The 24,975-nt window shown below is 72.0% G+C and carries 22 protein-coding genes; 7 read left to right on the top strand and 15 right to left on the bottom strand.

From position 1 onward, the window contains the following. Window positions 1–75: 75 nt before the first annotated feature. Complete coding sequence (locus HUT19_RS03760; protein WP_176179056.1) at window positions 76–861, bottom strand: uracil-DNA glycosylase; 786 nt, start codon at window positions 859–861, stop codon at window positions 76–78. Window positions 862–987: 126 nt separating this feature from the next. Between HUT19_RS03760 and HUT19_RS03755 the strand changes: the two genes are divergently transcribed. After that, complete coding sequence (locus tag HUT19_RS03755) at window positions 988–1,368, top strand: hypothetical protein (protein WP_176179055.1); 381 nt, start codon at window positions 988–990, stop codon at window positions 1,366–1,368. A gap of 24 nt (window positions 1,369–1,392) precedes the next feature. Here HUT19_RS03755 and polX read toward each other — a convergent pair whose 3' ends face one another. Beyond that, window positions 1,393–3,135, bottom strand: coding sequence for a DNA polymerase/3'-5' exonuclease PolX (gene polX, locus HUT19_RS03750; protein WP_176179054.1), 1,743 nt, complete (start codon window positions 3,133–3,135; stop codon window positions 1,393–1,395). A 130-nt stretch (window positions 3,136–3,265) separates the two neighbouring features. Between polX and HUT19_RS03745 the strand changes: the two genes are divergently transcribed. Next, window positions 3,266–4,414 carry a Vms1/Ankzf1 family peptidyl-tRNA hydrolase gene (locus HUT19_RS03745; RefSeq protein ID WP_176179053.1) on the top strand — a complete coding sequence of 383 codons (1,149 nt, stop codon included), beginning with the start codon at window positions 3,266–3,268 and terminating at the stop codon, window positions 4,412–4,414. Between the two features lie 426 nt (window positions 4,415–4,840). On the opposite strand, the gene HUT19_RS03740 is transcribed toward HUT19_RS03745, so the two are convergent. Then, window positions 4,841–5,656, bottom strand: a complete 816-nt coding sequence (locus HUT19_RS03740) for a DMT family transporter (protein WP_254886115.1) — start codon at window positions 5,654–5,656, stop codon at window positions 4,841–4,843. 212 nt (window positions 5,657–5,868) lie between these two features. On the opposite strand from HUT19_RS03740, the gene HUT19_RS03735 reads away from it, so the two are divergent. Together HUT19_RS03735 and gcl are read left to right on the top strand one after the other, a co-directional pair. Next, window positions 5,869–6,726 (top strand): LysR family transcriptional regulator, encoded by an 858-nt coding sequence (locus HUT19_RS03735; protein WP_176179051.1) that lies wholly within the window; start codon window positions 5,869–5,871, stop codon window positions 6,724–6,726. 134 nt (window positions 6,727–6,860) lie between these two features. Next, window positions 6,861–8,714: a glyoxylate carboligase gene (gcl, locus tag HUT19_RS03730; RefSeq protein WP_176179050.1), complete on the top strand. Its 1,854-nt coding sequence runs from the start codon at window positions 6,861–6,863 to the stop codon at window positions 8,712–8,714. Here the strand turns inward: gcl and HUT19_RS03725 are convergent. Further along, window positions 8,663–9,502: an SDR family oxidoreductase gene (locus HUT19_RS03725; RefSeq protein ID WP_254885420.1), complete on the bottom strand. Its 840-nt coding sequence runs from the start codon at window positions 9,500–9,502 to the stop codon at window positions 8,663–8,665. The two genes, gcl and HUT19_RS03725, sit on opposite strands and share 52 nt — an antisense overlap. A gap of 224 nt (window positions 9,503–9,726) precedes the next feature. On the opposite strand from HUT19_RS03725, the gene HUT19_RS03720 reads away from it, so the two are divergent. Continuing rightward, a complete protein-coding gene (locus tag HUT19_RS03720; protein WP_176179049.1) occupies window positions 9,727–11,598 on the top strand; it encodes a glycoside hydrolase family 15 protein in 1,872 nt (623 codons plus the stop codon). Beyond that, window positions 11,595–12,101, top strand: a complete 507-nt coding sequence (locus HUT19_RS03715) for a hypothetical protein (protein WP_176179048.1) — start codon at window positions 11,595–11,597, stop codon at window positions 12,099–12,101. The genes HUT19_RS03720 and HUT19_RS03715 overlap by 4 nt, the downstream gene beginning before the upstream one ends. 83 nt (window positions 12,102–12,184) lie before the next feature. Here the strand turns inward: HUT19_RS03715 and HUT19_RS03710 are convergent, their stop codons facing one another. The 4 genes from HUT19_RS03710 to HUT19_RS03695 all read right to left on the bottom strand — a co-directional run bounded on the left by HUT19_RS03710 (window position 12,185) and on the right by HUT19_RS03695 (window position 17,797). Then, the gene (locus HUT19_RS03710) at window positions 12,185–12,991 is read right to left on the bottom strand and encodes a SigB/SigF/SigG family RNA polymerase sigma factor (RefSeq protein WP_176186441.1); all 807 of its coding nucleotides are present in this window, start codon (window positions 12,989–12,991) and stop codon (window positions 12,185–12,187) included. 238 nt (window positions 12,992–13,229) lie between these two features. Then, window positions 13,230–14,147 carry an AEC family transporter gene (locus HUT19_RS03705; protein WP_176179047.1) on the bottom strand — a complete coding sequence of 306 codons (918 nt, stop codon included), beginning with the start codon at window positions 14,145–14,147 and terminating at the stop codon, window positions 13,230–13,232. A 216-nt stretch (window positions 14,148–14,363) separates the two neighbouring features. After that, window positions 14,364–16,679, bottom strand: coding sequence for a glycoside hydrolase family 3 N-terminal domain-containing protein (locus HUT19_RS03700; protein ID WP_176179046.1), 2,316 nt, complete (start codon window positions 16,677–16,679; stop codon window positions 14,364–14,366). Between the two features lie 182 nt (window positions 16,680–16,861). Further along, window positions 16,862–17,797 carry a ketopantoate reductase family protein gene (locus tag HUT19_RS03695; RefSeq protein WP_176179045.1) on the bottom strand — a complete coding sequence of 312 codons (936 nt, stop codon included), beginning with the start codon at window positions 17,795–17,797 and terminating at the stop codon, window positions 16,862–16,864. A gap of 44 nt (window positions 17,798–17,841) precedes the next feature. On the opposite strand from HUT19_RS03695, the gene HUT19_RS03690 reads away from it, so the two are divergent. Further along, a complete protein-coding gene (locus tag HUT19_RS03690; protein WP_176179044.1) occupies window positions 17,842–18,459 on the top strand; it encodes an ABATE domain-containing protein in 618 nt (205 codons plus the stop codon). Between the two features lie 23 nt (window positions 18,460–18,482). On the opposite strand, the gene HUT19_RS03685 is transcribed toward HUT19_RS03690, so the two are convergent. The 7 genes from HUT19_RS03685 to HUT19_RS03655 form a co-directional block, all read right to left on the bottom strand. Continuing rightward, the gene (locus HUT19_RS03685) at window positions 18,483–19,253 is read right to left on the bottom strand and encodes an aspartate/glutamate racemase family protein (protein ID WP_176179043.1); all 771 of its coding nucleotides are present in this window, start codon (window positions 19,251–19,253) and stop codon (window positions 18,483–18,485) included. Window positions 19,254–19,350: 97 nt separating this feature from the next. Then, window positions 19,351–19,830: a MarR family winged helix-turn-helix transcriptional regulator gene (locus HUT19_RS03680; protein WP_176179042.1), complete on the bottom strand. Its 480-nt coding sequence runs from the start codon at window positions 19,828–19,830 to the stop codon at window positions 19,351–19,353. A 73-nt stretch (window positions 19,831–19,903) separates the two neighbouring features. Continuing rightward, window positions 19,904–20,752: an alpha/beta fold hydrolase gene (locus tag HUT19_RS03675; protein WP_176179041.1), complete on the bottom strand. Its 849-nt coding sequence runs from the start codon at window positions 20,750–20,752 to the stop codon at window positions 19,904–19,906. Between the two features lie 17 nt (window positions 20,753–20,769). After that, on the bottom strand, window positions 20,770–21,444 hold the full coding sequence (locus HUT19_RS03670; protein ID WP_176179040.1) for an isochorismatase family protein: 675 nt from the start codon (window positions 21,442–21,444) through the stop codon (window positions 20,770–20,772). After that, complete coding sequence (locus HUT19_RS03665) at window positions 21,441–22,136, bottom strand: SRPBCC family protein (protein ID WP_176179039.1); 696 nt, start codon at window positions 22,134–22,136, stop codon at window positions 21,441–21,443. Before HUT19_RS03665 ends, HUT19_RS03670 begins: the two co-directional genes overlap by 4 nt. Further along, window positions 22,137–22,634 carry a (2Fe-2S)-binding protein gene (locus HUT19_RS03660; RefSeq protein ID WP_176179038.1) on the bottom strand — a complete coding sequence of 166 codons (498 nt, stop codon included), beginning with the start codon at window positions 22,632–22,634 and terminating at the stop codon, window positions 22,137–22,139. Beyond that, the gene (locus HUT19_RS03655) at window positions 22,631–24,973 is read right to left on the bottom strand and encodes a xanthine dehydrogenase family protein molybdopterin-binding subunit (protein WP_217712357.1); all 2,343 of its coding nucleotides are present in this window, start codon (window positions 24,971–24,973) and stop codon (window positions 22,631–22,633) included. Before HUT19_RS03655 ends, HUT19_RS03660 begins: the two co-directional genes overlap by 4 nt. Window positions 24,974–24,975: the final 2 nt, after the last annotated feature.

Below are 24,975 nucleotides of genomic sequence, written 5' to 3'. Positions count from 1 at the left end.
GCGCCCTCCTGCCCCAGTGCCCGGGGCCTCCCCACCGCGCACAGACCCACGCGGAGACCACGGCGGGCCGTCCGGTCAGTCCGTACCGGACACCGGCAGCCCGGCCGCCTCCGCCGCCCCGCGGAGCACCTCGCACAGCATGTCCGGGGTGAGCCGTCCGGTGAAGGTGTTCTGCTGGCTCACGTGATAGCAGCCGAACAGCCCCAGCGGCGCGCCCCCGTCGGCCGCTCGCAGTTCGGTCCGCGCCCCGTGTGCGAAGACGGGGCGCGGACGGGGCACCTGCCACCCGGCTGCGGCCAGCGCGGGCAGCGCGGCCTGCCAGCCGAACGCGCCGAGCGCCACGACCGAGCGCACCGTCGGCCGCAGCAGGGTGAGTTCCCGGGCCAGCCACGGGCGGCAGGTGTCCCGCTCCCCGGGGGTGGGCCGGTTGGCGGGCGGTGCGCAGTGCACCGGCGCCGTGATCCGTACGCCGTGCAGCTCGAGCCCGTGCCCGCGGTGGGTGGCGGTGGGCTGACTGGCCAGGCCGAGGGCGTACAGCGCCGCGTACAGGAAGTCTCCGGAGCGGTCGCCGGTGAACATCCGGCCCGTCCGGTTGGCGCCGTGTGCGGCCGGGGCGAGACCGACGATGGCCACCGCGGCGTCCGGCGGTCCGAACCCCGGTACCGGCCGGGCCCAGTAGTCCCAGTCGGCGAAGGCCCGGCGCTTGGTGCGGGCGGCCTCCTCCCGCCACTCCACCAGCCGCGGACAGGCCCGGCAGCGGCAGATCCGCGCGTCCAGCTCGGTGAGGGCACGGGCCTTCGGCGCCTGCCGGGCGGGCCAGGTGCCGGAAGCGGAGTCGGGGTCACGATCGGGATGGGCCATACGGGTTCCTGGCTGACGGGGTTGACGGACGGTCGCCGTCCGATGATGCCGTCTCGTGCCACAGGGGGCACAGTGGGCAGGAATGAGCCACGGCGATCACGAACACGGAAGAGGGTGACACGGGCGATGCGGGTTGGCCTGTTGCGGACGGTGGGTGCGGCCACGGCGCTGTACGGAGTGGCGGTGACGGCCTGGCCCGCGCTGCTGGCCAGACCCTCCGGACTGGTGGACGCGCACGGCCGTACGGAATCCGCGACCCGTGTCTCGCTGCGCCCGCTGGGCCTGCGGGACGCGGCGAGCGGGCTCGCCATGGCCGTGGCGCCCCGCGGTCCGGCGCTGACCACGGCCACCGCGCTGCGGATCGCCGCGGACCTCGGCGACGCGGGGCTGCTGGGCCGGACGCTGCCCGGCCGTGAGCGGCGTGCCGCGGCCGTCGCCGTGTCGGTGGGCTGGGCCGCGCTGTCCGTCGTCGGGCTGCTGGCACCCGGGCGTGACACCCGCCGCTGACCGGATCCGTGACCGCGCCCCCGCTCAACGGCCCCCACCGGTGCGTTTCTTGCGCAGAAAACGCCGCAGCCGGGTGAGCGACCAGGTGTTGATGACATCGTCCGTGGTGAGCCAGCCGCGCTGGGCGATGCCCACCCCGTAGCGCATATGGTCCAGATCGCGGGTGGAGTGCGCGTCGCTGTCCAGCGCGAACACCACACCGTGCGACTTCGCCCGCAGGATGTTCTCGTCGGACAGATCCAGCCGGTCCGGATGGGCGTTGATCTCCAGTGCGGTGCCGGTACGGGCGCAGGCGGCGAACACCTCGTCCAAATCGGCGTCCACGCCCGGCCGTTTGCCGATGAGCCGGGTCGTGGGATGGCCGATGATGTTCACATGGGGGTTCTCGCAGGCCCGCACCAGCCGCCGGGTCATGGTGTCCCGGTCCTGGCCGAACTGCGAGTGCACCGAGGCCACGCACACATCGAACTCCTCGAGGAAGTCGCCCGGCCAGTCCACCTCGCCGTCGGCGTCGATGTTGAGCTCCACGCCGTGCAGCAGCCGGGTGTCCCGGTGGCCGCGCCCCCGGTCCAGCCCGCGCAGCCGCGCCCGCTGGGCCAGCATCTTCTCCTCGGTCATCTGCTGCATGTACAGCTTCGGCGCGTGATCGGTGACCGCGTAGTACGCGTAACCGCGCCGCTCGGCCTTGGCGATCATGTCCTCCAGCGGTGCCAGACCGTCGGTCAGATCGGTGTGGGTGTGCAGATCACCGCGCAGATCGGACTCGCGGACCAGCGCGGGCAGGCTGCCGTCGAGGGCGGCCTTGACCTCGCCGCGGTCCTCGCGCAGCGTCGGCGGGATCCATTCCATACCGAGCCGGGCGTAGACGTCCTCCTCGCTGCGCGAGGCGATCTTCTTTCCGCTCTTGGTCTCGAAGAGGCCGTATTCGGAGAGCTTGAGGCCGTGCCGGACGGCGATGGCGCGGACGCGGATGTTGTGGGCCTTGGAGCCGGTGAAGTACAGCATCCCCGCGCCCCAGGAATCCAGCGGCAGCACCCGCAGATCCACCTGGAGCCCCTTGGTGGTGCGGATCGAGGTCTTCTTCAGCCCGTGGGCGATGACCTCGGTGGTGTACGGCAGCCCGGTGAAGGCGTCCATGAACGGGGCGGATTCCTCCGCCGCCACCAGGATGTCGACATCACCGACGGTCTCCTTCATCCGCCGCAGCGAGCCCGCGTAGGCACACCGCCGGCAGCCGGGCACCTCGGAGAGGGCGGCCACGATGTCATCGGCGACCTCCATGGCCTCGTCCAGTGGAATCCGGTTTCCGGTGGCCCGCAGCAGCCCGATGCCATGGAGGATGTTCTCCTCCGACTTCGGCCCGAAGCCCTTCAGATCGCGCAGCTTGTGCTCCTCGATCGCCCCGGCCAGCTGGTCGACCGAGGAGATCCGCAACTCCTCGTACAGCAGCATGGCCTTCTTCGGACCGAGGGCGGGGATGGCGGTCAGTTCCCGGACCCCCGCCGGGATGGCCGCCCGCGCCTCCTCGACCGCGGGCATGGTCCCGGTCCGCAGGAATTCGACGACCTTGTCGGCGATGGACCGGCCGACATTGGGGATCTCCCGCAGCCCCTTGGCGTCCAGCCGCGCGACATCGACGGGATGGCCGGCGATGGCCCGCGCGGCCTTCTCGTAGGCGCGCGCCCGGAACGCGTCTCCGCCCGTGATCAGCAGGAGATCGGCGTACTCGCGCAGGAGGGCTTCGACCTCCTCGTTGGAGCGAGCCATGGCAGCGATTCTAGTCGGCTCTGGCGATCCCGGTGCGGTGGAGGGATCCTGGTGTGCAGGAAAGGGACCGCGATCCGGAGGGCTACGGGTCGAGGGGTCCCGGCCGTGTTTCCCCGGGTTGGGGGAGGTCATGGATGTTGGTTTCCTGAAGCCGTTGTTCGATCGTCCCGGTCCGTGGGCGTGTGTCTACATGGACACCTCGCGGACCACGGAGGACGCGCCCCGGCGGCGCAAGCTGCGGGAGCGGTATGTGGCCGATCAGCTGACCGGCCAGGGCGCCGACCCCGCCACCTGCGAGGCGTTGGTCGGCAGACTCGCCGGGGAGCGGGCGACCAGGCCGTCGGCGGGGCGGGCGCTGTTCGCCGCGGGCGGAGAGGTGGTCCTCGACATGCCGCTCGCCGTGTCACCGGGCGATGTGGCCACCTCGTGGACCTCGCTGCCGCGGGTGGCGCCGCTGGCCGCCCTGCGGGGCGAGTGGCCGTCCTGCATGCTGGCCTACGTCGACCGGTCGGGCGCCGATCTGGAGTTGCGGGACGCCGGTGGCTCCCATCCGCTGTGCCACACCTCGGGCGGAAGTCCACCGGGCCGGGGACACCGGTCCGTACCCGCCGACCGGTACGAGTGGCGCTACCGCAACCGGATGGAGAACAGCTGGGACCACACCGCGGACCAGGTCGCCGAGGAACTGCTCCGCCGCTGGCCGGACAGCCATGCGCAGCTGCTGATCCTCACCGGTGACCCCCGGGAGCGCCGGGCGGTACGCGACCGGCTGCCCGAGCCGCTGCGGGAGCGGGCGGTGGAGGTGCAGCGCGGCAGTCGCGCCGCGGGAAGCTCGCGGGCGCTCCTCGAGGCGGAGATCGACCACGCCCGGGCCGAGCACGCCCGCTCCCACCTGGAGTCCGTCCTCGACGCCTTCCGCGCGGGGCGCGGCCGTCCGGGCGCGCAGAGCGGCCACGACGGCAGCGCGCCGAGCGGCGCGGCGGAGGGTGTGCCCGCGGTGGTGGAGGCGATGCGCAGCCACCAGGCGGCCACCCTGCTGCTGGGGCAGGCGGGCGGCGATATGCGCCATGAGGTGTGGGTCGGCCCCTCGGCCGACCAGGTGGCGGTGCAGCGGGCCCAGGCACGGGCGCTCGGGGTGAGCACACCCGAGCCCGCGCGCGCGGACGACGCGCTGATGCGCTCGGCCGCGGTGGCCGACACCGAGGTGCTGCTGGTGCCGGAGGGGGTGTCCGGCCCGGCCGGTGGCCTGGGCGCGGTGCTGCGCTGGCACGGCGCCTGAGCGCACGGGGCGGGGCCCGGCACCACCGCCGCGGGGTGTGTCCTTGGGGTGTGTCAGGGGGGCGGGGTGCGTCAGGGGGTGGGGCGCGACCTCCCGGCGGTGGCCAAACCCCGCTGACCGTGCCGTTCTGATATTTCGTCGGAATTCTCCTTTCCCGGCGAGTCCGATACATGGGGGAAGTTCACACTTTTGTATGCTTTCTTCAGCGCGTCGTTCCCCCGTTCACGAAAGGGGCCCCACATGCACACGATGGAGGTTCGCCCACCCGTACCCAGTCGTTCCAGCAGCAGATGGCGTCGATACGGCCGGCTCGCCGCGGCGAATTTCGTCCGCGGCGCCTCGTACGCATCCGGCACCGCGGCCATTGGCCTGATGGCGTGGTGGATCCAGACCCACTAGGCACCCGTCCGTCCCCCCGCCGACGCGTCACCCGGCGCGGCGCCCCGATGCCAGGACGCTGACCGCGTTGCTGACCACGACGGCGGCCATGGCCGTCCAGGCGCTCCACGTCAGCGACTCGCCCAGCACGACCAGGCCCACCACGGCGGCCAGCACCGGGTTGACGCTCATGAAGATCCCGAAGAACCGCGCGGGCACCCGCCGCAGGGCCTGCACATCGCTGACGAACGGCACGGCCGAGGACAGCACCCCCGCGACCGCCGCACAGACCAGCGCCGGTCCGGTCGGCGGATGGTGGAGCAGGACCACGGTGCCGACGGGCACGAACAGCAGTCCCGACAGCCCGGCGGCGGCCGCCGAACCCTCGGCTCCCGGCAGCCTGCGCCCGATCGTTCCGTTCAGCAGGATGTAGGACGCCCAGCACACGGCGGCCAGCAGGCCCAGGCCGATGCCCAGGTAGTCGGTGGACGGCTGCGGCCGGGTCAGGGTCACCACCCCGGCCGCGGCGACCAGCGCACACGCCAGGTCCACGGCCCGTCGGGAACCGGCCAGCGCCACCGCCAGCGGGCCGAGGAACTCCAGCGTCACCGCCAGGCCGAGGCCGACCCGGTCGATCGCGCTGTACAGCGACAGGTTCATCGTGGCGAACACCGCCGCCAGCAGCAGCACCGGGCGCCACTGCCGGGCGGTGAACGACCGGAGGCGCGGCCGTCCGACGGACAGCAGCACCACCGCCGCCACCCACTGCCGCACCGCCACCACCCCGGCCGGACCGATCACCGGGAAGGCCAGCGCGCCGATCGCGGCACCGGTCTGGTTGGACAGCCCGCTGCCGCACATCATCGCGATCCCCGCGAGACGGCGGCCCCCGCCGTCCCCGGCGGAACCCGGAGTCCCGCCTCCCTCGATCCCGTTCCCGGCACCGACACCGGCCCCGCCATCGACACCGGCCTGGGCCGTCCGCCGCCCGCGCGTCATCGTCCGCATGCGTCGAGCGTGAGACCATGCCGTCCTTTCACAAAATGCATGGGACGCGTAATCCATACGCTTGAGTTATGAGTCTCGAACTACGGCAGCTGCGCTGCCTCGTCGCGATCGCCGACGCGGGCAGCTTCACCGACGCCGCCATCGACCTGGGCGTCTCCCAGGCGGCCGTCTCCCGTACCCTCGCCTCGCTCGAAGCCGTGCTCGGCGTACGGCTGCTGCGCCGCACCAGCCGGGAGGTGGTGCCCACCGCGGCCGGCACCCAGGTCCTCTCCCGTGCCCGCCGTCTGCTGGCCGAGGCCGACGACCTGGTGCGCGAGGCCGCCACCGGGCACAGCAGGCTGCGGATCGGCCACGCCTGGTCGGCCATGGGCCGCCACACCCTGGAGTTCCAGCGCCGCTGGCCCGCGGCGCGCCCGGACGTGGAACTGCATCTGGTGCGCACCAACTCCGCGACGGGAGGGCTTGCCGAGGGCGCCTGCGACATCGCCGTGGTCCGCACCGAGCCCGAGGACCGGCGGATCGAGAGTGTGGTGGTCGGGCTCGAGCGGCGCTACTGCACGATGGCCGCCGACGACCCGTGGGCGCGCCGCCGTTCCATCCGGCTCGCCGAGACCGGCGACCGCACCCTGGTCATCGACCGGCGCACCGGCACCACCACCGCCGATCTGTGGCCGCCGGACCGCCGTCCGGTCATGGAGTACACCCAGGACGTCGACGACTGGCTCTCCGTCATCGCGACCGGGCGCTGTATCGGGATCACGGCCGAGTCCACCGTGACCCAGTACCCGCGGGCCGGGATCGTCTTCCGGCCGCTGCGGGACGCCGCGCCCATCCCGGTGCGGCTCATCTGGTGGCGGGACGACCCCCATCCGGCCGCACCGGCCGCCGTGGCCCTGCTGACCGACCTCTACCGGCGGGAGGGCTGAACCACCGGTGCGCGCCCCTTGACGGGCTCCCTCCCGCCATGGACCATCTTTTCCGTTCAGCAGAATTGGAATTCCGTGATGCGGAAGAATAATCAGCGCATCCGGAGAACCGGTCCGATCCCAGGAGCAACCTCATGGCGCGCATGACCGCGGCCCGGGCAGCGGTGGAGATCCTGAAGTGTGAAGGCACCACCCACGTCTTCGGGCTCCCCGGTGCGGCGATCAACCCCTTCTACGCCGCGATGCGCGGCGACGGCGGCCTCACCCACATCCTCGCCCGGCATGTCGAGGGCGCCTCGCACATGGCCGAGGGCTACACCCGGGCCAGGGCCGGGAACATCGGGGTGTGCGTGGGCACCAGCGGCCCGGCCGGCACCGACATGATCACCGGGCTGTACTCGGCGGGCGCCGACTCGGTCCCGATCCTGTGCGTCACGGGCCAGGCGCCGGTGGCCGCCCTGCACAAGGAGGACTTCCAGGCGGTCGACATCGCCGCGGTCGCCGGGCCGCTGGCCAAGATGGCCATGACCGTCCTCGAACCCGCCCAGGTGCCGGGCGCGTTCCAGCAGGCGTTCCACCTCATGCGCTCCGGGCGGCCCGGCCCGGTCCTCATCGACCTGCCCGTCGACGTCCAGATGGCCGAGATCGAGTTCGACCCGGACACCTACGCACCGCTGCCCGTCTACCGGCCGTCCGCGACCCGGGCGCAGATCGACAAGGCCCTGCGGATGCTCCAGTCCTCGGAACGTCCGCTGATCGTCGCGGGCGGCGGAGTGGTGGGCGCCGACGCGTCCGCCCTCCTGGTCGAGTTCGCGGAGCTGACCGGGGTGCCGGTGGTGCCCACCTTGATGGGCTGGGGATCCATCCCCGACGACCATCCGCTGATGGCCGGTATGGTCGGCGTCCAGACCTCCCAGCGGTACGGCAACGCCACCCTGCTGGAGTCCGACTTCGTGCTGGGCATCGGCAACCGCTGGGCCAATCGCCACACCGGCGGCATCGAGACCTACACCCGGGGCCGGACCTTCGTCCATGTGGACATCGAACCCACCCAGATCGGCCGGGTGTTCGCGCCCGACCTCGGCATCGTCTCCGATGCCGGGGCCGCCCTGGAGCTGTTCGTCACCGCCGCCCGTGAGCTCCGGCGCACCGGCTCGCTCGAGGACCGTTCCGCCTGGGCCGCGAGCTGTCTGCGGCGCAAGGGATCCCTGCTGCGCAGAACCCACTTCGATGAGGTGCCGGTCAAACCGCAGCGGGTCTACGAGGAGATGAACCGGGCGTTCGGCCGGGAGACCCGCTATGTCAGCACCATCGGTCTGTCTCAGATCCAGGCCGCCCAGCTGCTGCACGTCTACCGCCCCCGGCACTGGATCAACGCCGGTCAGGCCGGTCCGCTGGGCTGGACCGCCCCGGCCGCGCTCGGGGTGGCGACGGCCGATCCGGAGGCCGCCGTGGTGGCGCTCTCCGGCGACTACGACTTCCAGTTCATGATCGAGGAGCTGGCCGTCGGGGCGCAGTTCCGGATCCCGTACATCCATGTGGTCGTCAACAACGCCTATCTGGGCCTGATCCGCCAGGCCCAGCGCGGTTTCGACATGGACTTCTGCGTCCAGCTCTCCTTCGACAACGTCAACGCCCCCGAGCTGGGTGGCTACGGGGTCGACCATGTGAAGGTCGTGGAGGGGCTGGGCTGCAAGGCCATCAGGGTCCATGAGCCGCGGGACATCCTTCCGGCGCTGGAGGAGGCCAAGAAGCTGATGGCCGAGTACCGGGTGCCGGTGATGGTGGAGATCATCCTCGAACGGGTCACCAACGTGGCCATGGGCACCGAACTGGACAACGTGGTCGAGTTCGAGGAACTCGCCACCGTCCCCGGCCATGCCCCGACCGCCGTGCACACCGCCCTCGACCGAGCCGGGCGGGGCGTGGTGTTCCGTCAGCCGCCGGTCGCGAAGCCGGGGAAGAGGGTCATTCCGCCGTCCACGTAGAGGGTGGTGCCCACCACGTAGTCGCACAGGTCCGAGGCGAGCAGTACCACCGCGTTGGCGATGTCGTCCGGGACGCCGATCCGTCCGTAGGGGATGAGGGACAGCAGATCGTCCAGCGCCTCCGGGGTCTCCCACGCGCTGCGGTTGATGGGGGTCTTGATGGCACCGGGCGCCACCGCGTTCACCCGGATCCGCTGCGGGGCGAGCTCCTGTGCCAGGGTCTGCATCATCATCGCCACACCCCCCTTCGACGACACGTAGTTCACATGTCCGCCCCACGGGATGATCTGGTGGACCGAACTCATACAGACGATCTTCCCGGCCGCCCGGGACACCTCCGGCACCACCCCGCGCCGCAGGAACTCCTTGATCGCCTCCCGGGCGCAGAGGAACTGGCCGGTGAGATTGACATCGAGGACCTGTCGCCACTCCGCCAGGGTCATCCGCACCGTCGGGGCGTCACGCTGGAGCCCGGCGTTGGACACCAGGATGTCCAAGGTGCCGAAGCGGTCGACCACGGCCTTGACCATGTCGACCACCTGGTCCTCCTGGGACACGTCCGCCTGGTGGGCGAAGGACCGCACCCCGTGGCCCTCGATCTCCTTGACCACGGCCTCGGCCGAGGGGCGGTCGGAGACGTAGTTGACGACCACATCGGCGCCCGCGCGGCCCAGGGCGAGCGCCGTGGCCTTGCCGATGCCCGAGTTGGCCCCGGTCACCAGGGCCTTCTGCCCGGTGAGCAGCGGGGGCAGCGGGATCGGACGGGGCTGCTCGGCACTGGCGTTCACTGGCGCTCTCCTTCACGGTGACGTACCGGTAGGCGCACTGACCCTCGCAGCCCCGGGCGGCGGCGTCACTTCCGACGGCGCCACGGTCACCCACTGAGCCGATGCACATCGTTCCAGCGGCGCAACGCGGGGTGAGTGCCGTCCGGCGCGCGGGACCGGGCGCGCGGTGCGACGATGGTGCGTGAGCTGAGCACGGGTGGCGAATCCGGTGGGAGGACCCCACGATGGACACCTATCCGAAGATCAGTGACCACGGACTCATCGGGGATCTCCAGACCGCGGCACTGGTGGCCACCGATGGCACGATCGACTGGTTCTGCAGTCCGCGATTCGACTCCCCGAGCGTCTTCGCCGCCCTGCTCGACCAGGGACGCGGCGGACACTTCCGGATCACCCCGGGACATCCGGACTACATCACCAAACAGCTCTACCTCCCGGACACCGCCATTCTCATCACCCGGTTCATGACCCCGGACGGCGTCGGCGAGGTGTACGACTTCATGCCGGTCGCCCCGGGCACCGCCACCGACCGCCACCGGCTGGTCCGGATGATCCGGGTGGTGCGCGGCCGGATGCGGTTCGAGCTGGACTGCTGCCCCCGGCCGGGCTACGGACGCGAACGCCACGCCCTGAAGCTCCACGACGAGGGAGCCGTCTTCCACGGCGACACGGTCGACATCACCCTGCACCCCGCGGGAGACCGGGTCAGCGAGCACACCGAGATCCACGCCGCCGACGGGGACATCCGCTCCACCCTCGACCTGGCCGCGGGCCAGGCCGCGGGCGTTGTCCTGGACACCGCCGAGGCGGGCCACGCGGTGCCTCCCCGGCGGGTGCCCGAGGAGGAGATCCTGCGGCTGCTGGACACCACCACCCGCTTCTGGCGCCGCTGGACACGCGGCTCGCGCTACACCGGACGCTGGCGGGAGACGGTGGCCCGGTCCGCCATCACCCTCAAGCTGATGACCTACGCGCCCACCGGTGCCCTGGTGGCCGCCCCGACCGCCGCGCTCCCCGAACAGATCGGCGGGGAGCGCAACTGGGACTACCGCTACACCTGGATCAGGGACGCCTCGTTCTCCATCTACGCGCTGCTCGGGCTGGGTTTCACCGCCGAGGCCGAGGCGTTCGCCAACTGGCTGCGGGACCGGGTGGTGGAGAAGGCGGGTGACGCCTCGGGACCGATGAAGATCATGTACCGGGTGGACGGCAGCTCCGAGCTCGTGGAGGAGACCCTCGACCACTTCGAGGGCTACCGCGGCTCGGGCCCGGTCCGGATCGGCAACGGCGCCGCCGACCAGCTGCAACTCGACATCTACGGCGAGATGATGGACTCGCTCTTCCACGCGGACACCCACGGGATCACCGTCGGCCACCGCGCCTGGTCCGAGATGTCCCGGGTCGTCGACTGGCTCTGCGACAACTGGGACCGCCCGGAGGAGGGCATCTGGGAGACCCGCGGCGGCCGCCAGAACTTCACCTACGGACGGATGATGTCCTGGGTCGCGCTGGACCGCGCCGTCAGACTCGCCGAGAGCCGCGGCCGCCCCAGCCACCAGACCATGTGGCGGGTCACCCGGGACTCCGTCTATCAGCAGATCATGGACCGCGGCTGGAACCGGACCCGCGAGGCGTTCGTGCAGCACTACGGCTCGCCCGTGCTCGACGCCTCGCTGCTGCTGATGCCGCTCATCGGCTTCGTCGAACCCCGCGACCCCATGTGGCTGTCCACCCTCGACGCGATGAACCAGGACCTGGTGTCCGACAGCCTCGTCTACCGGTACGACCCGGCCGCCTCGCCCGACGGACTGGTCGGCTCCGAGGGCACCTTCTCCATGTGCACCTTCTGGTACGTGGACGCGCTCGCCCGCTCCGGCAGGCTGGAGCAGGCCCGGCTGACGTTCGAGAAGATGCTCACCTACGCCAACCACCTCGGACTGTTCTCCGAGGAGATCGGGCTCACCGGTGAGCAACTGGGCAACTACCCCCAGGCGTTCAGCCATCTCGCCCTGGTCAACGCCGCCGTCAACCTCGACTACCAGCTCGACCACGGCTCCGGATGGGTGGGACCCGTCCTGGGTCTGAGCACCGCATGAAGACCGCGGCACGACCTGGCCGCGCCGCGCCCCAACGCCCCCGCGATTACTCGGGCGCGGTCTACGGCTCGCTGCTGGCCGCCTCCGTGGTGGCCGGGACCGGAACCCCCGGCCCCTACCCCCGGGTCCAGCTGGTCGCGCTGCTCCTCATCACCGGGCTGGTGTTCTGGGCCGCTCATGTCTACGCCCGCCTCGCGGGTGAGCGGCTGGGCGAACAGCCGCTGAACGGCCGGGAGGTGCGCCGGGTCGCCCTCCACGAGTGGCCCATCGTCCAGGCGGCCGTGCCCCCCGCCGTGGCCGTGGCGATCAGCCCGCTGCTGGGGCTGGGGCTGGAGGGCACGGCCTGGTTCGCACTCGCCGTCGCGGTGGCCGAACAGATCGGCTGGGCGAGCGTGGCCGTACGGCGCGCCGGGGCCTCCCTGCGGCTGACCGTGGTGGCCGGGGCGGGCAATCTGCTGCTCGGCCTGATCATCGTGGCGGCCAAGGCGACCCTGACGCACTAGGCCCGGGCCCGGACGGGGCCCGGGCGGTTCGCGAGCCAGGCGCCCGCGTCGATCGCCCGGCCCGCCCGGCCCGCCCGGTCCGTTCAGGCCGCTCGGGCCGTCTCGGCGAGCGCCTGGTCGCGCAGGGTCGAGCAGGTGCGGTTGATGAGGCGGGACACATGCATCTGGGAGATGCCCAGCTGCTCCGCGATCCGGCTCTGGGTCATGTCGCAGAAGAAACGCATGTAGAGGATCTCCCGCTCCCGGTCGGGCAGCCGGGCCAGCCCGGGCCGTACGGCCTCGCGGTCCACCACCCGGTCGTACGCGGGCTCCTGGGCGCCGAGCGTGTCCACCAGGGAGTAGCCGTCGTCCGCCCCCGTCAGCTGCGCGTCCAGGGACAGCGGGGTGAAGCTGCCCATGGCCTCCATCCCGGCGCGCACCTCCTTCTCGGTGAGGCCGGTGCGCTCGGCTATCTCCTCGGTGCGCGGCGGGCGGTCGTCGAGGGAGTGGGACAGTTCGCGGTGCGCGGTCCGTACCCGGTTGCGCAGGTCCTGGACCCGGCGCGGGACGTGCAGCACCCACAGGTGGTCCCGGAAGTGGCGCTTGATCTCCCCGACCACGGTGGGCACCGCGAACCCCGCGAAGGCCGTGCCGTGTTCGGGGTCGTAGCGCCTGACGGCCTTCACCAGACCGAGCGCGGCCACCTGCTGGAGGTCCTCCAGGGACTCGCCGCGGTTGCGGTACTGGCGGGCCAGCCGTTCGGCCATGGGCATCCAGGCCTCCACGACACGTTGCCGCAGCGCCTCCTTCTCGGGCCCGTCGGGCAGACGGGCGATCTCACGGAACTCCGCACTGGTGTCAGGTGCGTCGTCGTGCGCGTGCTTGGTGGGGCCGGTCTGGGGCCGTGCCATCTTCTGCTGCGCTGCTGTCGTCACGGAACACACCTCCTGCGATGTCTGACGGGGTTGCCGGGACCGAAGCGGGTCCCCATCGCGGGAGCGTGGGCAGGACCGGTGGGGGCCGCATCCTGCGGGATGTCACACGTCTCCCGCGGTGCGTGCCTCCGGTCCGAAGCACGTATGAGCGCCTGCCCCGGGGCTCTGGGGGTAAACCCAACCGGATTTCCGGGCCCGCGGCGGCGGTGCGGATTCAGCCCAGCAGGGCCGCCACCGTCAGCAGTACGGGTGCCGCCAGGAGCGTCGACAGCAGGATCGACTCACGGGCCAGCACGGTGCCCGTCTCGTAGCGCGTGGCATAGGTGAAGAGGTTCTGCGCCGCCGGAAGCGCGGAGGTGACGACGGCGGCGAAGAGAGCGGGTCCGCCGAGCCCGAACACCCCGGCCGCGATGGCCCACGCCACCACCGGCTGGGCGAACGACTTCAGCGCCACCGACAGCAGCACCGGCCCGCGCTCCGCGCCCCGGCCGGGCAGCGCGGTGCCCGGCAGGGAGATGCCGAAGGCCAGGAGTACGGCCGGTACGGCCATCCCGCCCAGCAGGGTCAGCGGCTCCAGCACCGGCCCCGGGACCCGCCACCCGGTGGCCGCCACCGCAACACCGGACAGCGAGCCGATGACGATGGGGTTGCGGAACGGGGTGGTGAGCCGGCGCACGACGGAGCGGACATCGGGGCGGCTGAGGTCGATGACGGTGAGCGCGATCGGTGTCATGACGAGCTGCTGGAAGAGCAGGACCGGAGCGACCACCCCCGCGTCGCCGAGGACGTACACGGCGATGGGGATACCCAGGTTGCCCGCGTTCACATAGCTCGAGCACAGCGCGCCGATCGTGGTGCGTCCGACGCTCCACCGGCGCAACGTCCCGATGGCGACGAACACCCCGGCGACCACACAGGTGCTCAAGCCCGTGACGAGCAGGGGCGTGGAGACCACGACGGACAGGTCGGCCCGGGAGAGGGTGGTGAACAGCAGTGCGGGGGACGCCACGGCGAAGGACAGCCGGGTGAGCACCTCCCGGCCGTGCTCCCCCAGTGCGTCGCGGCGGCCGAGCACATAGCCGGTGGCGATGATGCTCGCGATGACGCCGAAGCCCGTGATCACACCGCCCACGGCACCTCCGCCGGGCGGAGCGCGGGGGAGCGGGGGCAGGGCGCGGCGGCGGTCATGGAGGTGTTCTCCGTCGGACGAGGCGGTCAGCATGCACCCTACAACCAACTGGTCGCGCCCCCGGGGAGGACAGCGCGCCGGGGCCGGTGCGGGACCGCCCCCGGCGCACATCGGCCGGGACGGTTCCCGGCCGGCGGGCCTCTGAGGTGATGGTGAGAGTCAGGTGATGGTGAGAGTCCGCTCGCCCTTGGCCAGGGAGCTGTTGCCCGCGTAGAGCCGGATCTCGCCCTTCTCCACCACGAACGTCCCCGCGGGATCGTGGGTCCAGAAGCCCAGGTGTTCCGCGCTCAGCCGGAAGCGCACGGTGGTGGACTTCCCGGCGTCGAGGGTGACCCGGCGGAAACCGCACAGCCGGCGCACCGGCTGGACGATGCTCGCGACCGGATCGCGCAGATACAGCTGGACGACCTCGTCGCCCGTGCGCCGCCCGGTGTTGCGCACCGCCACCGCCACTTCGACGGTGTCGCCCTTGCGCAGCGCGGCGGCCGGAATCCGGGTCACCGCCGGCCTGGGTTCGCCGATGTCGAAGGTGGTGTAGCTCAGGCCGTGTCCGAAGGCGAACTGCGGGCCGTTCGGCAGATCCAGATACTTGGACGTGTACTTGTTGTCCGGGTCGTAGGGGCGGCCGGTGTTCTCGTGGTTGTAGTGGATCGGCACCTGGCCGACCGCGCGCGGGAAGGACACCGGCAGTTTGCCGCCGGGGTTGACCTTTCCGAACAGCACGTCCGCGATGGCGTGTCCGCCCTCGATACCGGGGTGCCACGCCTCCAGGACGGCGGGCGCCGACTCCAGCCAGCCGCCGATCGTCAGCGGGCGCCCGTTGACCAGCACCACCACGAACGGCTTGCCGGTCCCGGCGATGGCCTCGATCAGCTTCTCCTGCGCGCCGGGCAGGCTGATGTCGCTGCGCGCGCTCGCCTCTCCGCTGAGCGCGGACGCCTCTCCCACCACCACGACGGTCGCCTCGGCGGCCTTGGCCGCCGCCACCGCCTTGGCGATGCCACCGGTGTCCTCGCCGTCGGCGGCCACGCCCTTGGCGTAGGTCACCTCGGCCTTCGGCACGGCGTCCCTGACCGCGTCGAGGACCGTGACCGCGGGGAACGACTCGCCCCAGGGCCCGGCCCAGGTGCCGAGGAGGTCGGTGGAGTCGCCGAACGGGCCGACCACCGCGAGGGTACGGGCCGAGGTGTTCAGGGGGAGCGCCGACTTCTCGTTCCGGAGCAGCACCATGCACCGTGCGGCGGTCTCGCGGGCGGCCGCACGGGCCTCCTTGCCGGGCTTGCCGACGGCCGCGTCCTCGTCCACGTAGGGGTGGTCGAAGAGGTCGAGCCGGAACTTCAGCCGCAGGATACGCGCCACCGCGTCGTTCAGCCGCTCCGCCGAGATCTCCCCGTTCTTCAGCAGCCGTTTGCCGTGGTCGACGAGGTTGGTGCTGACCATCTCCATGTCGACACCGGCGCCCAGCGCCAGCCGCGCGGCGTCGGCGCCGTCGGCGGCGAAACCGTGGGCGATCATCTCCTGGACACCGGTGTAGTCGCTGACGACGAAGCCGTCGAAGTCCCACTCCCGCTTGAGGATGTCGGTGAGCGTGTGGGTGTTGCCGTGGGCGGGCACCCCGCTGATGGTGTTGAAGCTCGCCATGACGGTGGCGATCCCGGCCTCGACGGCCGCCCGGAACGGTCCGAGGTACTGGTTGCGCAGCCGGGCCTCGGACACGTCCACGGTGTTGTAGTCGCGGCCGCCCTCGGCGCCCCCGTAGGCCACGAAGTGCTTGGCGCACGCCGCGAGCCGGTCCTTCGCGGCCAGGTCGGAGCCCTGGTAGGCACGGGCCTTGGCGGTCGCGAACGCCGTGGTGAGGAAGGGGTCCTCGCCGTTGCCCTCGGCGATGCGTCCCCAGCGCGGCTCGTGGGTGACGTCCATCATCGGGGAGAAGGTCCAGTGCACCCCGTTGGAGCGGGCCTCCTTGGCGGACACCTCGGCGTCCCGCTCGGCCACCGCGGGGTCGAACGAGGCCCCCTGGGCCAGCGGGATCGGGAAGGTGGTCCAGAAGCCGTGGATGACATCGAGCCCGAAGAGCAGCGGGATGCCGAGGCGGGACTCGTCGACCGCGATCCGCTGGAGGGCGTTGGTGTACTTCGCACCGTAGATGTTGAGCACGGATCCGAGCCTGCCCTTGCGGGCCGCCTCCTCCGCGGCCTCGGTCTGGCCGCCGCCGGGCCCGGTGTTCCCGGCCCAGGTCAACTGCTGGAGCTGGCCGAGCTTCTCCTCGACCGTCATCCGCGCCAGCAGGGCCTGGACCTTGGCCTCATGAGGGCCTTTGCCGGAGTTCTCGTGGCGGCCGGAGTCCGCCGCCTTCCTCTCCGGGGCCGTTCCGCCGTGCGGTCCATCGGCTCGGGCGGTGCCGGTCGCGGCTCCGCCCGCAACGGCCGTACCACCGACCGCGGCGAGCACCGTACGTCTACGCACACTATTCATAGCCTTCGTCCCTTGAAGAGCGTTGAGTGCTGTCGACGGGTGGATCTTCAAAAGTTGAATCGAAGCTACGGACCCGATGAGGGAGCGTCAAGGGTCGGCGCGATGGGTGGTTCATCGCGGCGTGATCGTTCCCGTGACCGGCCCGGGCCGCCGCCGCACGGGCGGCCCGGGCACGGTGCGGGCTACGCCTCCGGGACGACCGGTGTGCCCAGCGCGTACGGGGAGAGGATGTCGGCCACGGCACGGTTGCGTGGTGTCGCGATCCCCAGTTCATCGCCGAGCGCCGCCACCGCGCCGCTGAGCCAGGCCAGTTCGAGACGGTTGCCGCGGTCCAGGTCGTTGTGCATCGAGGAGGTCATGGCCGGGGGCAGGGTGTCGCAGAAGGCCAGGCGGTCCTCGGCGAAGCCGGAGTCCAGGGCGACCCCCTTCGCCCGGCCCACCGCGACCACCTCGCGCATCACCTCGTGCAGCAGGGACCGTGATCCGGCGTCACCGCGGACCACGCCGATCGGCTGCCGCACGGCCGTCGTCGTCGCGGACAGCCCCACCAGGAACACGAACTTCTCCCAGATCACACGCTCGATGTCGGCGCTGAGTTCCGCGTCGATCCCGGCTTCCAGACAGCGGTCGAGCAGCACGCGGGCCGGGCCGGACTCCTTGCCGCCGTACGCACCGAACACCATCCGCTGCAAGGTGCCGTTGTGCACCACGACCCCCGGCTCCTCGATGAACGCCGAGATGTAGCAGACCCCGCCCAGCACCGACTCCCCGGGAAGGTGGCGGCGCAGCTCGGTGTCCTTCTGGACGCCGTTCTGGAGCGAGATCACGGCCGCTCCGCTCTCGGCGAGCGGACGCAACTGCCGCGCCACGTCCTCGGTGTCCCACAGCTTCACGGCCACCAGGACCAGGTCCGCCCCCTCGATGTCCGCGATGGCCGGAACCACCGCGCCGGACGGTACCCGCAGCTCGCCCAGCGGACTGCGGACCGTGAGCCCCCGCTCCCGGAACGCGGCGAGGTGGGCGCCCCGCGCGACGAACGTGACGTCGTTTCCGGCGGCGGCCAGCCGGGCGCCGAAGTATCCGCCGACGCCCCCCGCCCCGACCACGGCAATCTTCATGATGACCCCTCCTTGGTAACCGTATGAGGGGTTACTTTATAGCGATGGACGTTGCACCGGAACAGTCTCCCCGGCCGCGCGTGACCGCCCAGTTGCGCGCGCTGCGCTTCGACGCGGGCAGCCTCGCGCTGAACCTCGTCGCCACCCTCGGCCGCCGGACCGGTGTCCCGATCGAACGGCTCGGCACCCTCGACCGGCTCCGCGACTGGTGTCACGGTGTCGGACTGCGGCTCGGGGACGACGAGATCACCGACCGTCTCCTCGCCGAACTGCACACGGTGCGTGAGGCGGCCCACGACGTGGTGGCCGCCGTACTCCACGACCGGGTGCCCCGCCCGGAGTCGGTGGCACTGCTCAACGCCCGGGCCCGCCCCGCCCCGCCGCCGCCACGGCTGAGGATGCCCGGATCCGGTGCCGGAGTGGAGGCGGTGACCCGCCCGCTGTCCGGCCGGGAGGCGCAAGCGGCCGTCGTCCGCGATCTCATCGCACTGGTCGGCGATCCCGAGCGGCGGGGTGCCCTGCGGGAATGCGAGGCGGAGCTGTGCTCGATGGTCTACCTCGACCCCGGTGGCAGCGGACGGCGCCGGTGGTGTTCCATGCGGCGCTGCGGCAACAGCGCCAAGGCCGCACGTCGCCGGGGCCGCGCGGCCACCGCGCCCTGACCGCCTGTGCCGTCAGGACCCCGTCAGGACATGGCCGCGCCGCACCGGGCGCCGCTGAGCAGCCGCCCCGCGCCCGGCACCACCGGCGGCAGACCGAGCGCGTCCAGCACCCGGAAGGCGGTGGCGGTCGCGGCCGACAGCACCGGCAGTCCGGCCTCGTCCTCGACCGCCTGGATCGCCTCGAGCGAGGGCATCTGCACACACGCCGACAGCACCAGCGCGTCCGCGTCGTCCAGCCGCAGCCGCTTCCAGTGCTCGCGCAGATCCGCCGGATCGAGCCGGGCGACCGCCAGATTGTCCGGCACCTCCAGGCTGAGCGCGTCCACCACCTCGACCCCCGCGGCCTCGATGCACCCGGCCACCAGACAGGTCAGGTCCTTCATGTACGGGGTCACGATGGCCACCCGCCGGGCGCCGAGCGCCGCGATCCCGCCGAGCAGGGCGCCCGCGCTGGAGACCACCGGTGCCTTCGCCCCCTGCCCGTCGAGGACCGCGGCGATCTCCGCCTCCGCCACCTCGTGATGGCCTGGCCCCTGTGCCATCAGGGCCACCAGACACGCCGAAGCGACCACATCGGGCCGGGCGTCGGCCAGTTCGAGGGCGGCCCGCTCGGTCTGCGCGTTCATCTCCCGCAGCTGTTCGGGCGTGACATGCCGCATCCGCATCCGGCTGCTGTGGAAGACGAAGCGGTCCTCGGGGGCAACGCTCTCGCGGGCGCGCAGCATCCGCGGCAGCTCGGTCTCCATCGTCAGGTTCGAACTGGGCACGATCAGCCCTATGTGATGATCCGGCATGAGGTCCTCCACGGACATCGGATTCATGACACGTCGGTCGTGACGCATCGGTCGTGATCCGGGATCCGTGACACCCGTACCGTGGCGGCGCGAGGTGTTACGGCTCCTCGGTCAGTCCCTCCCAGTGGTCGGCGAGGGACGTCAGCAGACGCATGAGTTCGTCGCGCCGCTCCGGTCCGTACGGCGCCATCAGCCGCTCGTCGAGGGCGCGGGCGCGGTCGTTGGCCGCCCGGAGGGTCCGCTCGCCCTCCTCCGTCAGAAAGAGCAGCTTGCGGCGGGCGTCCTCGGCCGCGGTCCGCCGGGTGATCAGCCCCCGGTTCTCCAGCCGGCGGGCCACGTCCGCCATGGTCGAGGTGTCCAGGGCCACCGCCGACGCCATCGACCGCTGGTCGCGGCCCGGCGCCGCGTCCACCGCCGTGAGCACCGCGAACTGCGGACCGGTCAGCGTCGAGTCGACCGCGCGCACCCACACCGCCAGATACGCCTGGTACAGGCGGCGGACCTGATAGCCGGGGGCGGCGGTCAGGGCAGCGGGAGCTATCGGCAGGGACTCGGCAGGTGCGGTTTCGTCAGACATGACCTCACTCAATCACGGGCGGTGATCCGGCTCCGACCCGTGTCGCCTTCTTCGCCCGGTGCGCACCGCGCCCTCACGCGAGCAGGGGACGCAGCGCCTCGCGGACGGCCGCGACCGCGGCGGCCGGGCGGTCCCAGAACACCATGTGACCCGCGCCGGCAATCGCCGTCAGACGCGCCGGAGGATTCATCCGGGCGGCCTCCTCCGCGTCCGCCGCGGTGACCACGGGGCTCTCCGCGCCGTACAGCAGCACCGTCGGACCGGGCACCGAGGGCCACCAGTCGAAGAAGTCCTCGGTCTCGAAACCGCGGTGGGTGGCGGCGATCGCCTCCCGCGCACAGCTCGACAGCCAGCGGGCCCGCAGCTCCTGCTCCCGCCGCGGCCACCGCGGCCAGGCGCGGGCCACCTCGTCCGCGTCGGTGCCGCGCAGCGCCTGGTCCAGCTGGCCGAGAAAGGTCTCAAGGGCCGTCGGATACGGCCCCCGCCCCGGCCCGCTCATCGGTGGATCCACCAGTACGGTGCCCCGGAGCGGCACCTTGCCACGGGCCGCGACCACCACCGCGATCCGCGCGCCCATGGAATGGCCGAGCAGCAGCGGACGGTCCAGCCCCAGTCCGAGCACCACCGCCTCGGTGTCCTCGGCGTACTCCTCGAGGCCGTACGCCCCGCCCGCGTCGGACAGCCCCCGCCCGCGGACGTCGACCACCAACGGCCGTACCGCGCCCACCAGTTCACGGGCGACGAAGTCCATGGTGATCGCGGGTGAGGTGATCCCGGGCAGTACGACCAGCGGTACCCCGGGACCGCCGTAGTCGAGCACATGCAGCCGCAACCGGCCCGAACGGACCCACCGTCCGGTGGCAGGGACATCGGCCAGATCGGCGAGCGCGGACTGAAGGACGGACCGCTCGGGCACGGGCACCTCCTGGGGGCGGCCGGTCACAGGACCGGGGCGGGACGGGCGGCGGGCAGCCGGCCGAGATAGCCGGTGGCCTCCGCGAGATCGATGACATCGCCGTACTTGGCCTGGATGTCGAAGAGCGCGGCGTCGTGCGGACCCCTGGCGCGGTCGCCGACGCACGCGCGCGGCACCAGCACATCGAAGCCGCACTGCACGGCGTCGACCGCGGTGGCCCGGACACAGCCGCTTGTGGTCGCCCCGCACACCAGGACGGTGTCGCGGCCGAGGCCGGTGAGCATCGCGGCGAGCGAGGTGCCGAAGAACGCCGAGGCGCCCTTCTTCACCACCAGCGGATCCCCCTCCCGCCGCGGCAGCCGGGGGTCGAGCGCCACCGCGTCGCTGCCCTCGGCCATCGCCCGCATCCCGGGTGCCTTGCGCAGCCAGGTGACCGCGTCCCCGGCGGCCTCGGCCGGGGAGTAGGCGATGGCGGTGAAGAACACCGGCACCGCGGCCGGGCGGGCCGCGTCGATGAGCGTCGAGGTGGCGGCCACCACCTCGGTCAGATCGGTGCCCGAGGGGAAGGTGTCCTCGGTGAAGCCGCGGGTGAGATCCACGACGACCACGGCCGGGCGGCCGCCCCGGCGCACGGGCGCGCCGAACCCGGCCCGCTCGTAGGTGCGGTCGGTCCCCTCGCCGTAGGTGCTCCCGGTCACCGGACCCTCCCCGCCGCGCGCAACTGCTTCTCCTGGGTGGTCAGCCGCCCCAGCAGCCAGCCCTCGAACAGCCCGAAGGCGAACGCCGCGGCCAGCGGGCCGTATTTGGTGAGCACCGGACCGGCGATCAGTGACAGACCGTCGAGTTCGGTGTCCGCCGCGGGGGCGGGCGGACGGGAGCCGGGTGCGGAGGCGGTAGGGGCGGTGGTGGCGACCGGGGCGGGGGACACCGGAGCGCCGACGGCCCGGTCCTGGTCCAGCAGCCCGCCCAGGTTCTGGGCGAACCGCTGGAGGATCCGGTCGGAGACCGCTCCGATCGCGCCCTTGCCGAACTGGGCGATCTTGCCGCGGATGACGAGGTCGGTGGAGATGTCCAGCCGGGCCCCCTCGGCGGTCTCCGCCACCTCCAGGGTGACTTCGGCCTCCGCGTCGCCGTTGCCGTGCTCGTCCGCGCCCCGCGCCTGCACCCGCAGCCGCCGCCGCTCGGCGTCGACCTCCAGGAAGCGGACGGTGCCCGCGTAGGCGGCCGTGATGGGTCCGACCTTGACCTTCACCCGGCCGCGCCAGGTGTCGCCGTCCCGGCCGTCGAGGGCGGCGCCCGGCATACAGGAGGCGACCCGCTCCACATCGTTGACCAGGGCGAACACCGCGTCCGGCGGGGCGGGGACCGGGACCGTGCTGGACAGGTGCATCTACGTCTCCTTCCGGCGCCGGGCGGCGCAGTCGTCGATCGCCTCGACGATGGTCTGGTAGCCGGTGCAGCGGCACAGGTTGGCTGCCACGACCTCGCGGATCTCCTCCTTGGCCGCCTCCGGGCGCTCGGCGAGAAAACCCTCGGCGAGCATCAGGAACCCCGGGGTGCAGAAACCGCACTGCAATCCGTGGTGTTCGCTGAACGCCCGTTGCAGATCGCTGAGTTCGGCTCCGTCGGCCAGCGATTCGACAGTGCGGATCCGGGCCCCCTCGGCCTGTGCGGCGAACATCAGACAGGCGCGGGCCGGGCTGCCGTCGACCAGGACGGTGCAGGCGCCGCAGATGCCGTGTTCGCATCCGACGTGGGTGCCGGTCAGCAGCAGGTCGTGGCGGAGGGCGTCCACGAGCGTACGGCGCGGCTCGATCAGCAGCTCATGGCGCTCGCCGTTGACGTCGAGCGTGATGAGCTGCCGCTCCCGCGGGGCGGTGTCGGTCATGAGGTGTGCTCCACGGTCCGGCCGAAGGCGCGCTGCACGGTCTCCGGGGTGATGGGGGTGGTGTCGAGTTCGGTCCCGGTGGGCCGCAGGGCGTCGTTGACCGCGTTGAGCACGGCCGCGGGCGCCCCGATGGTGCCCCCCTCGCCCGCGCCCTTGGCCCCGGTCTCGGTGAAGGCACACGGTGTCTCGAGATGGCGGATCAGCACGTCCGGGATCTCCCGTGCGGTGGGGACCTTGTAGTCCATGAAGCTGGTGGCCGACGGCTCACCCTGCTCGTCATAGGTCACCTGCTCGTACAGCGCGCCCGCGATGCCCTGGGCGATACCGCCGCGGCACTGGCCCTCGACCACCTGCGGGTTGATCGCCACCCCGCAGTCCTCGACGCACACATACGCCAGGATCTCCACCTGTCCGGTGCCCGGATGCAGCTCCACCACCACTCCATGGGTGGCGTTGGAGAACGTGCCGTCGTTGAACACGTCGAAGGTGGCGGTGGCGGACAGCCCCGGCTCCAGGTCCTTGGGCAGCAGATGCGCCCTCAGATAGGCGAGGTCCGCCAGCTCCTCGAACCCCAGCAACCCGCCGGATCCATCGCGTCTGCGGATGCCGCCGGACACCAGCTCCACCGCCTCGGGAGACAGGTCCCAGCGGGCCGCGGCGATCCGGCACAGCTTCTCGCCCAGCTTGGCCGCGGCCAGCCGGACCGCGCTGCCGCCCACCGCGATGGACCGGGAGGCGAAGGTGCCCCAGCCGTAGGTGATGCGGTCGGTGTCGCCCTGGTGGATCCGGACCTTGGCGATGTCCAGGCCGAGTTCATCGGCCACGATCTGCGCCATCGTGGTCTCGTGGCTCTGTCCGTGGCTCATCGTCCCGGTGGTGACCACGACCGCGCCACTGGTGTCCATCCGGACCTCGGAGATGTCGAAGCCCGGGACCACCTCCATCTTGCGCTGGGCGAAGGCGGCGGAGCCGTAGCCGGTGCGCTCGCTGAAACACGCGTAGCCGATGCCGAGATGGCGTCCCTCGGCCGCCGCCTCCTCCCGGGCCGTGTACCAGCCCTCCTCCTTGACCACCCGCTCGCACAGATCCAGCGACTCCCGGTAGGAACCGGGGTCGTAGGTGATGCGGTTGACGCCCGTGTAGGGGAAGTCGGTGATGACATTGCGTCGCCGGATCTCCACCGGGTCCATCCCCAGCTCCCGCGCGGCGCGCTCGAAGAGCCGCTCCATCACCATCACGTACTGCGGTCTGCTGACCCCACGGTACGGCGCGGTGGGCGCCTTGTTGGTGGTCACCGCCCGGCCGCGCACCCGGTACGCCGGGACCTCGTACACCCCGGGCATCTCGGCGGAGGCCATCAGCGGCTCGATCCCGGCGGTGAACGGATAGCACGAATACGCGCCCATGTCGCACACGATGTCGGCCTCCAGCGCGAGGATCCGGCCGTCCGCGTCGAAGGCCGCCCGCGCGTCGTACTGCTGTTCCCGGGCGAGGAACGACGCGGTCAGGGCGTCCTTGCGGTCCTCGATCCACTTGACCGGGCGGCCCAGGCGCAGCGCGGCCGCCGCCACCGCGATCTCCTCGCGCCCCACCACGCACTTGAGACCGAAGCCACCGCCCATGTCGGGGACGACCACCCGTACCGCGCGTTCGTCCAGCCGCAGACAGCGCGCCGCCACCGTGCGGACCTGGTGCGGCACCTGGGTGCAGGTGTGCAGCAGCAGCTGATCCTCCCGGGCGTCCCAGCTCGCCACGGCGCCCCGGGTCTCCAGGGGCAGCGCGTTCTGCCGTCCGGTCCTGGCCCGGACCCGCACCACATGCGGAGCGCTGTCGAAGACGGCGTCGATGCCCTCGGTGGCGAACATCGACACATTCAGCAGGGTGTTGCGCGGTGCCTCGTCGTGGACCAGGGGCGCCCCGGGGGCGAGGGCCCGTTCGGCGGAGACCACCGGCGGGCGGACCTCGTAGCGCACCTTCGCCGCCTCGAGACCGTCCTCCGCGGCGTAGGCGTCGCGGGCGACCACCACGGCCAGCGGTTCGCCGACGAAGCGCACCCGGTCCCGGGCCAGCACCGGCATGGCGGTGGCGACGAACTCGGAGGCCGGACGCCCCAGCCGGGCGGTGATGTCGCCGAGCTCCAGGTCCTCGGCGGTGAACGCGGCCGCCACACCGGGTACCTCGCGCACCGCCGACAGATCGATCCCGGTGACGGTCGCGTGGGCGACGGTGGCGCGGACGAACTGCGCGTGCAGCATCCTTGGCAGCTGGATGTCGTCGATGAACCGGCCGCGGCCGGTGAGCAGCCGGGGATCCTCCCGGCGGGCGACCGAGGCGCCGATCC

Source organism: Streptomyces sp. NA02950 (assembly GCF_013364155.1).
Classification (GTDB): domain Bacteria; phylum Actinomycetota; class Actinomycetes; order Streptomycetales; family Streptomycetaceae; genus Streptomyces.
This window is presented reverse-complemented; position numbering and strand designations above follow the sequence as displayed.

Bases quoted from the DNA above. Each gene is read 5' to 3' on its own strand.
- polX (WP_176179054.1), bottom strand. From the start codon at position 3,135: ATGGCTCGCTCCAACGAGGAGGTCGAAGCCCTCCTGCGCGAGTACGCC.
- HUT19_RS03710 (WP_176186441.1), bottom strand. From the start codon at position 12,991: ATGGCACGGCCCCAGACCGGCCCCACCAAGCACGCGCACGACGACGCA.
- HUT19_RS03685 (WP_176179043.1), bottom strand. From the start codon at position 19,253: ATGCCGGATCATCACATAGGGCTGATCGTGCCCAGTTCGAACCTGACG.
- HUT19_RS03695 (WP_176179045.1), bottom strand. From the start codon at position 17,797: ATGAAGATTGCCGTGGTCGGGGCGGGGGGCGTCGGCGGATACTTCGGC.
- HUT19_RS03745 (WP_176179053.1), top strand. From the start codon at position 3,266: ATGGATGTTGGTTTCCTGAAGCCGTTGTTCGATCGTCCCGGTCCGTGG.
- HUT19_RS03760 (WP_176179056.1), bottom strand. From the start codon at position 861: ATGGCCCATCCCGATCGTGACCCCGACTCCGCTTCCGGCACCTGGCCC.
- HUT19_RS03665 (WP_176179039.1), bottom strand. From the start codon at position 22,136: ATGCACCTGTCCAGCACGGTCCCGGTCCCCGCCCCGCCGGACGCGGTG.
- HUT19_RS03700 (WP_176179046.1), bottom strand. From the start codon at position 16,679: ATGAATAGTGTGCGTAGACGTACGGTGCTCGCCGCGGTCGGTGGTACG.
- HUT19_RS03680 (WP_176179042.1), bottom strand. From the start codon at position 19,830: ATGTCTGACGAAACCGCACCTGCCGAGTCCCTGCCGATAGCTCCCGCT.
- HUT19_RS03715 (WP_176179048.1), top strand. From the start codon at position 11,595: ATGAAGACCGCGGCACGACCTGGCCGCGCCGCGCCCCAACGCCCCCGC.
- HUT19_RS03755 (WP_176179055.1), top strand. From the start codon at position 988: ATGCGGGTTGGCCTGTTGCGGACGGTGGGTGCGGCCACGGCGCTGTAC.
- HUT19_RS03660 (WP_176179038.1), bottom strand. From the start codon at position 22,634: ATGACCGACACCGCCCCGCGGGAGCGGCAGCTCATCACGCTCGACGTC.
- HUT19_RS03740 (WP_254886115.1), bottom strand. From the start codon at position 5,656: ATGATGTGCGGCAGCGGGCTGTCCAACCAGACCGGTGCCGCGATCGGC.
- HUT19_RS03720 (WP_176179049.1), top strand. From the start codon at position 9,727: ATGGACACCTATCCGAAGATCAGTGACCACGGACTCATCGGGGATCTC.
- HUT19_RS03735 (WP_176179051.1), top strand. From the start codon at position 5,869: ATGAGTCTCGAACTACGGCAGCTGCGCTGCCTCGTCGCGATCGCCGAC.
- HUT19_RS03690 (WP_176179044.1), top strand. From the start codon at position 17,842: ATGGACGTTGCACCGGAACAGTCTCCCCGGCCGCGCGTGACCGCCCAG.
- gcl (WP_176179050.1), top strand. From the start codon at position 6,861: ATGGCGCGCATGACCGCGGCCCGGGCAGCGGTGGAGATCCTGAAGTGT.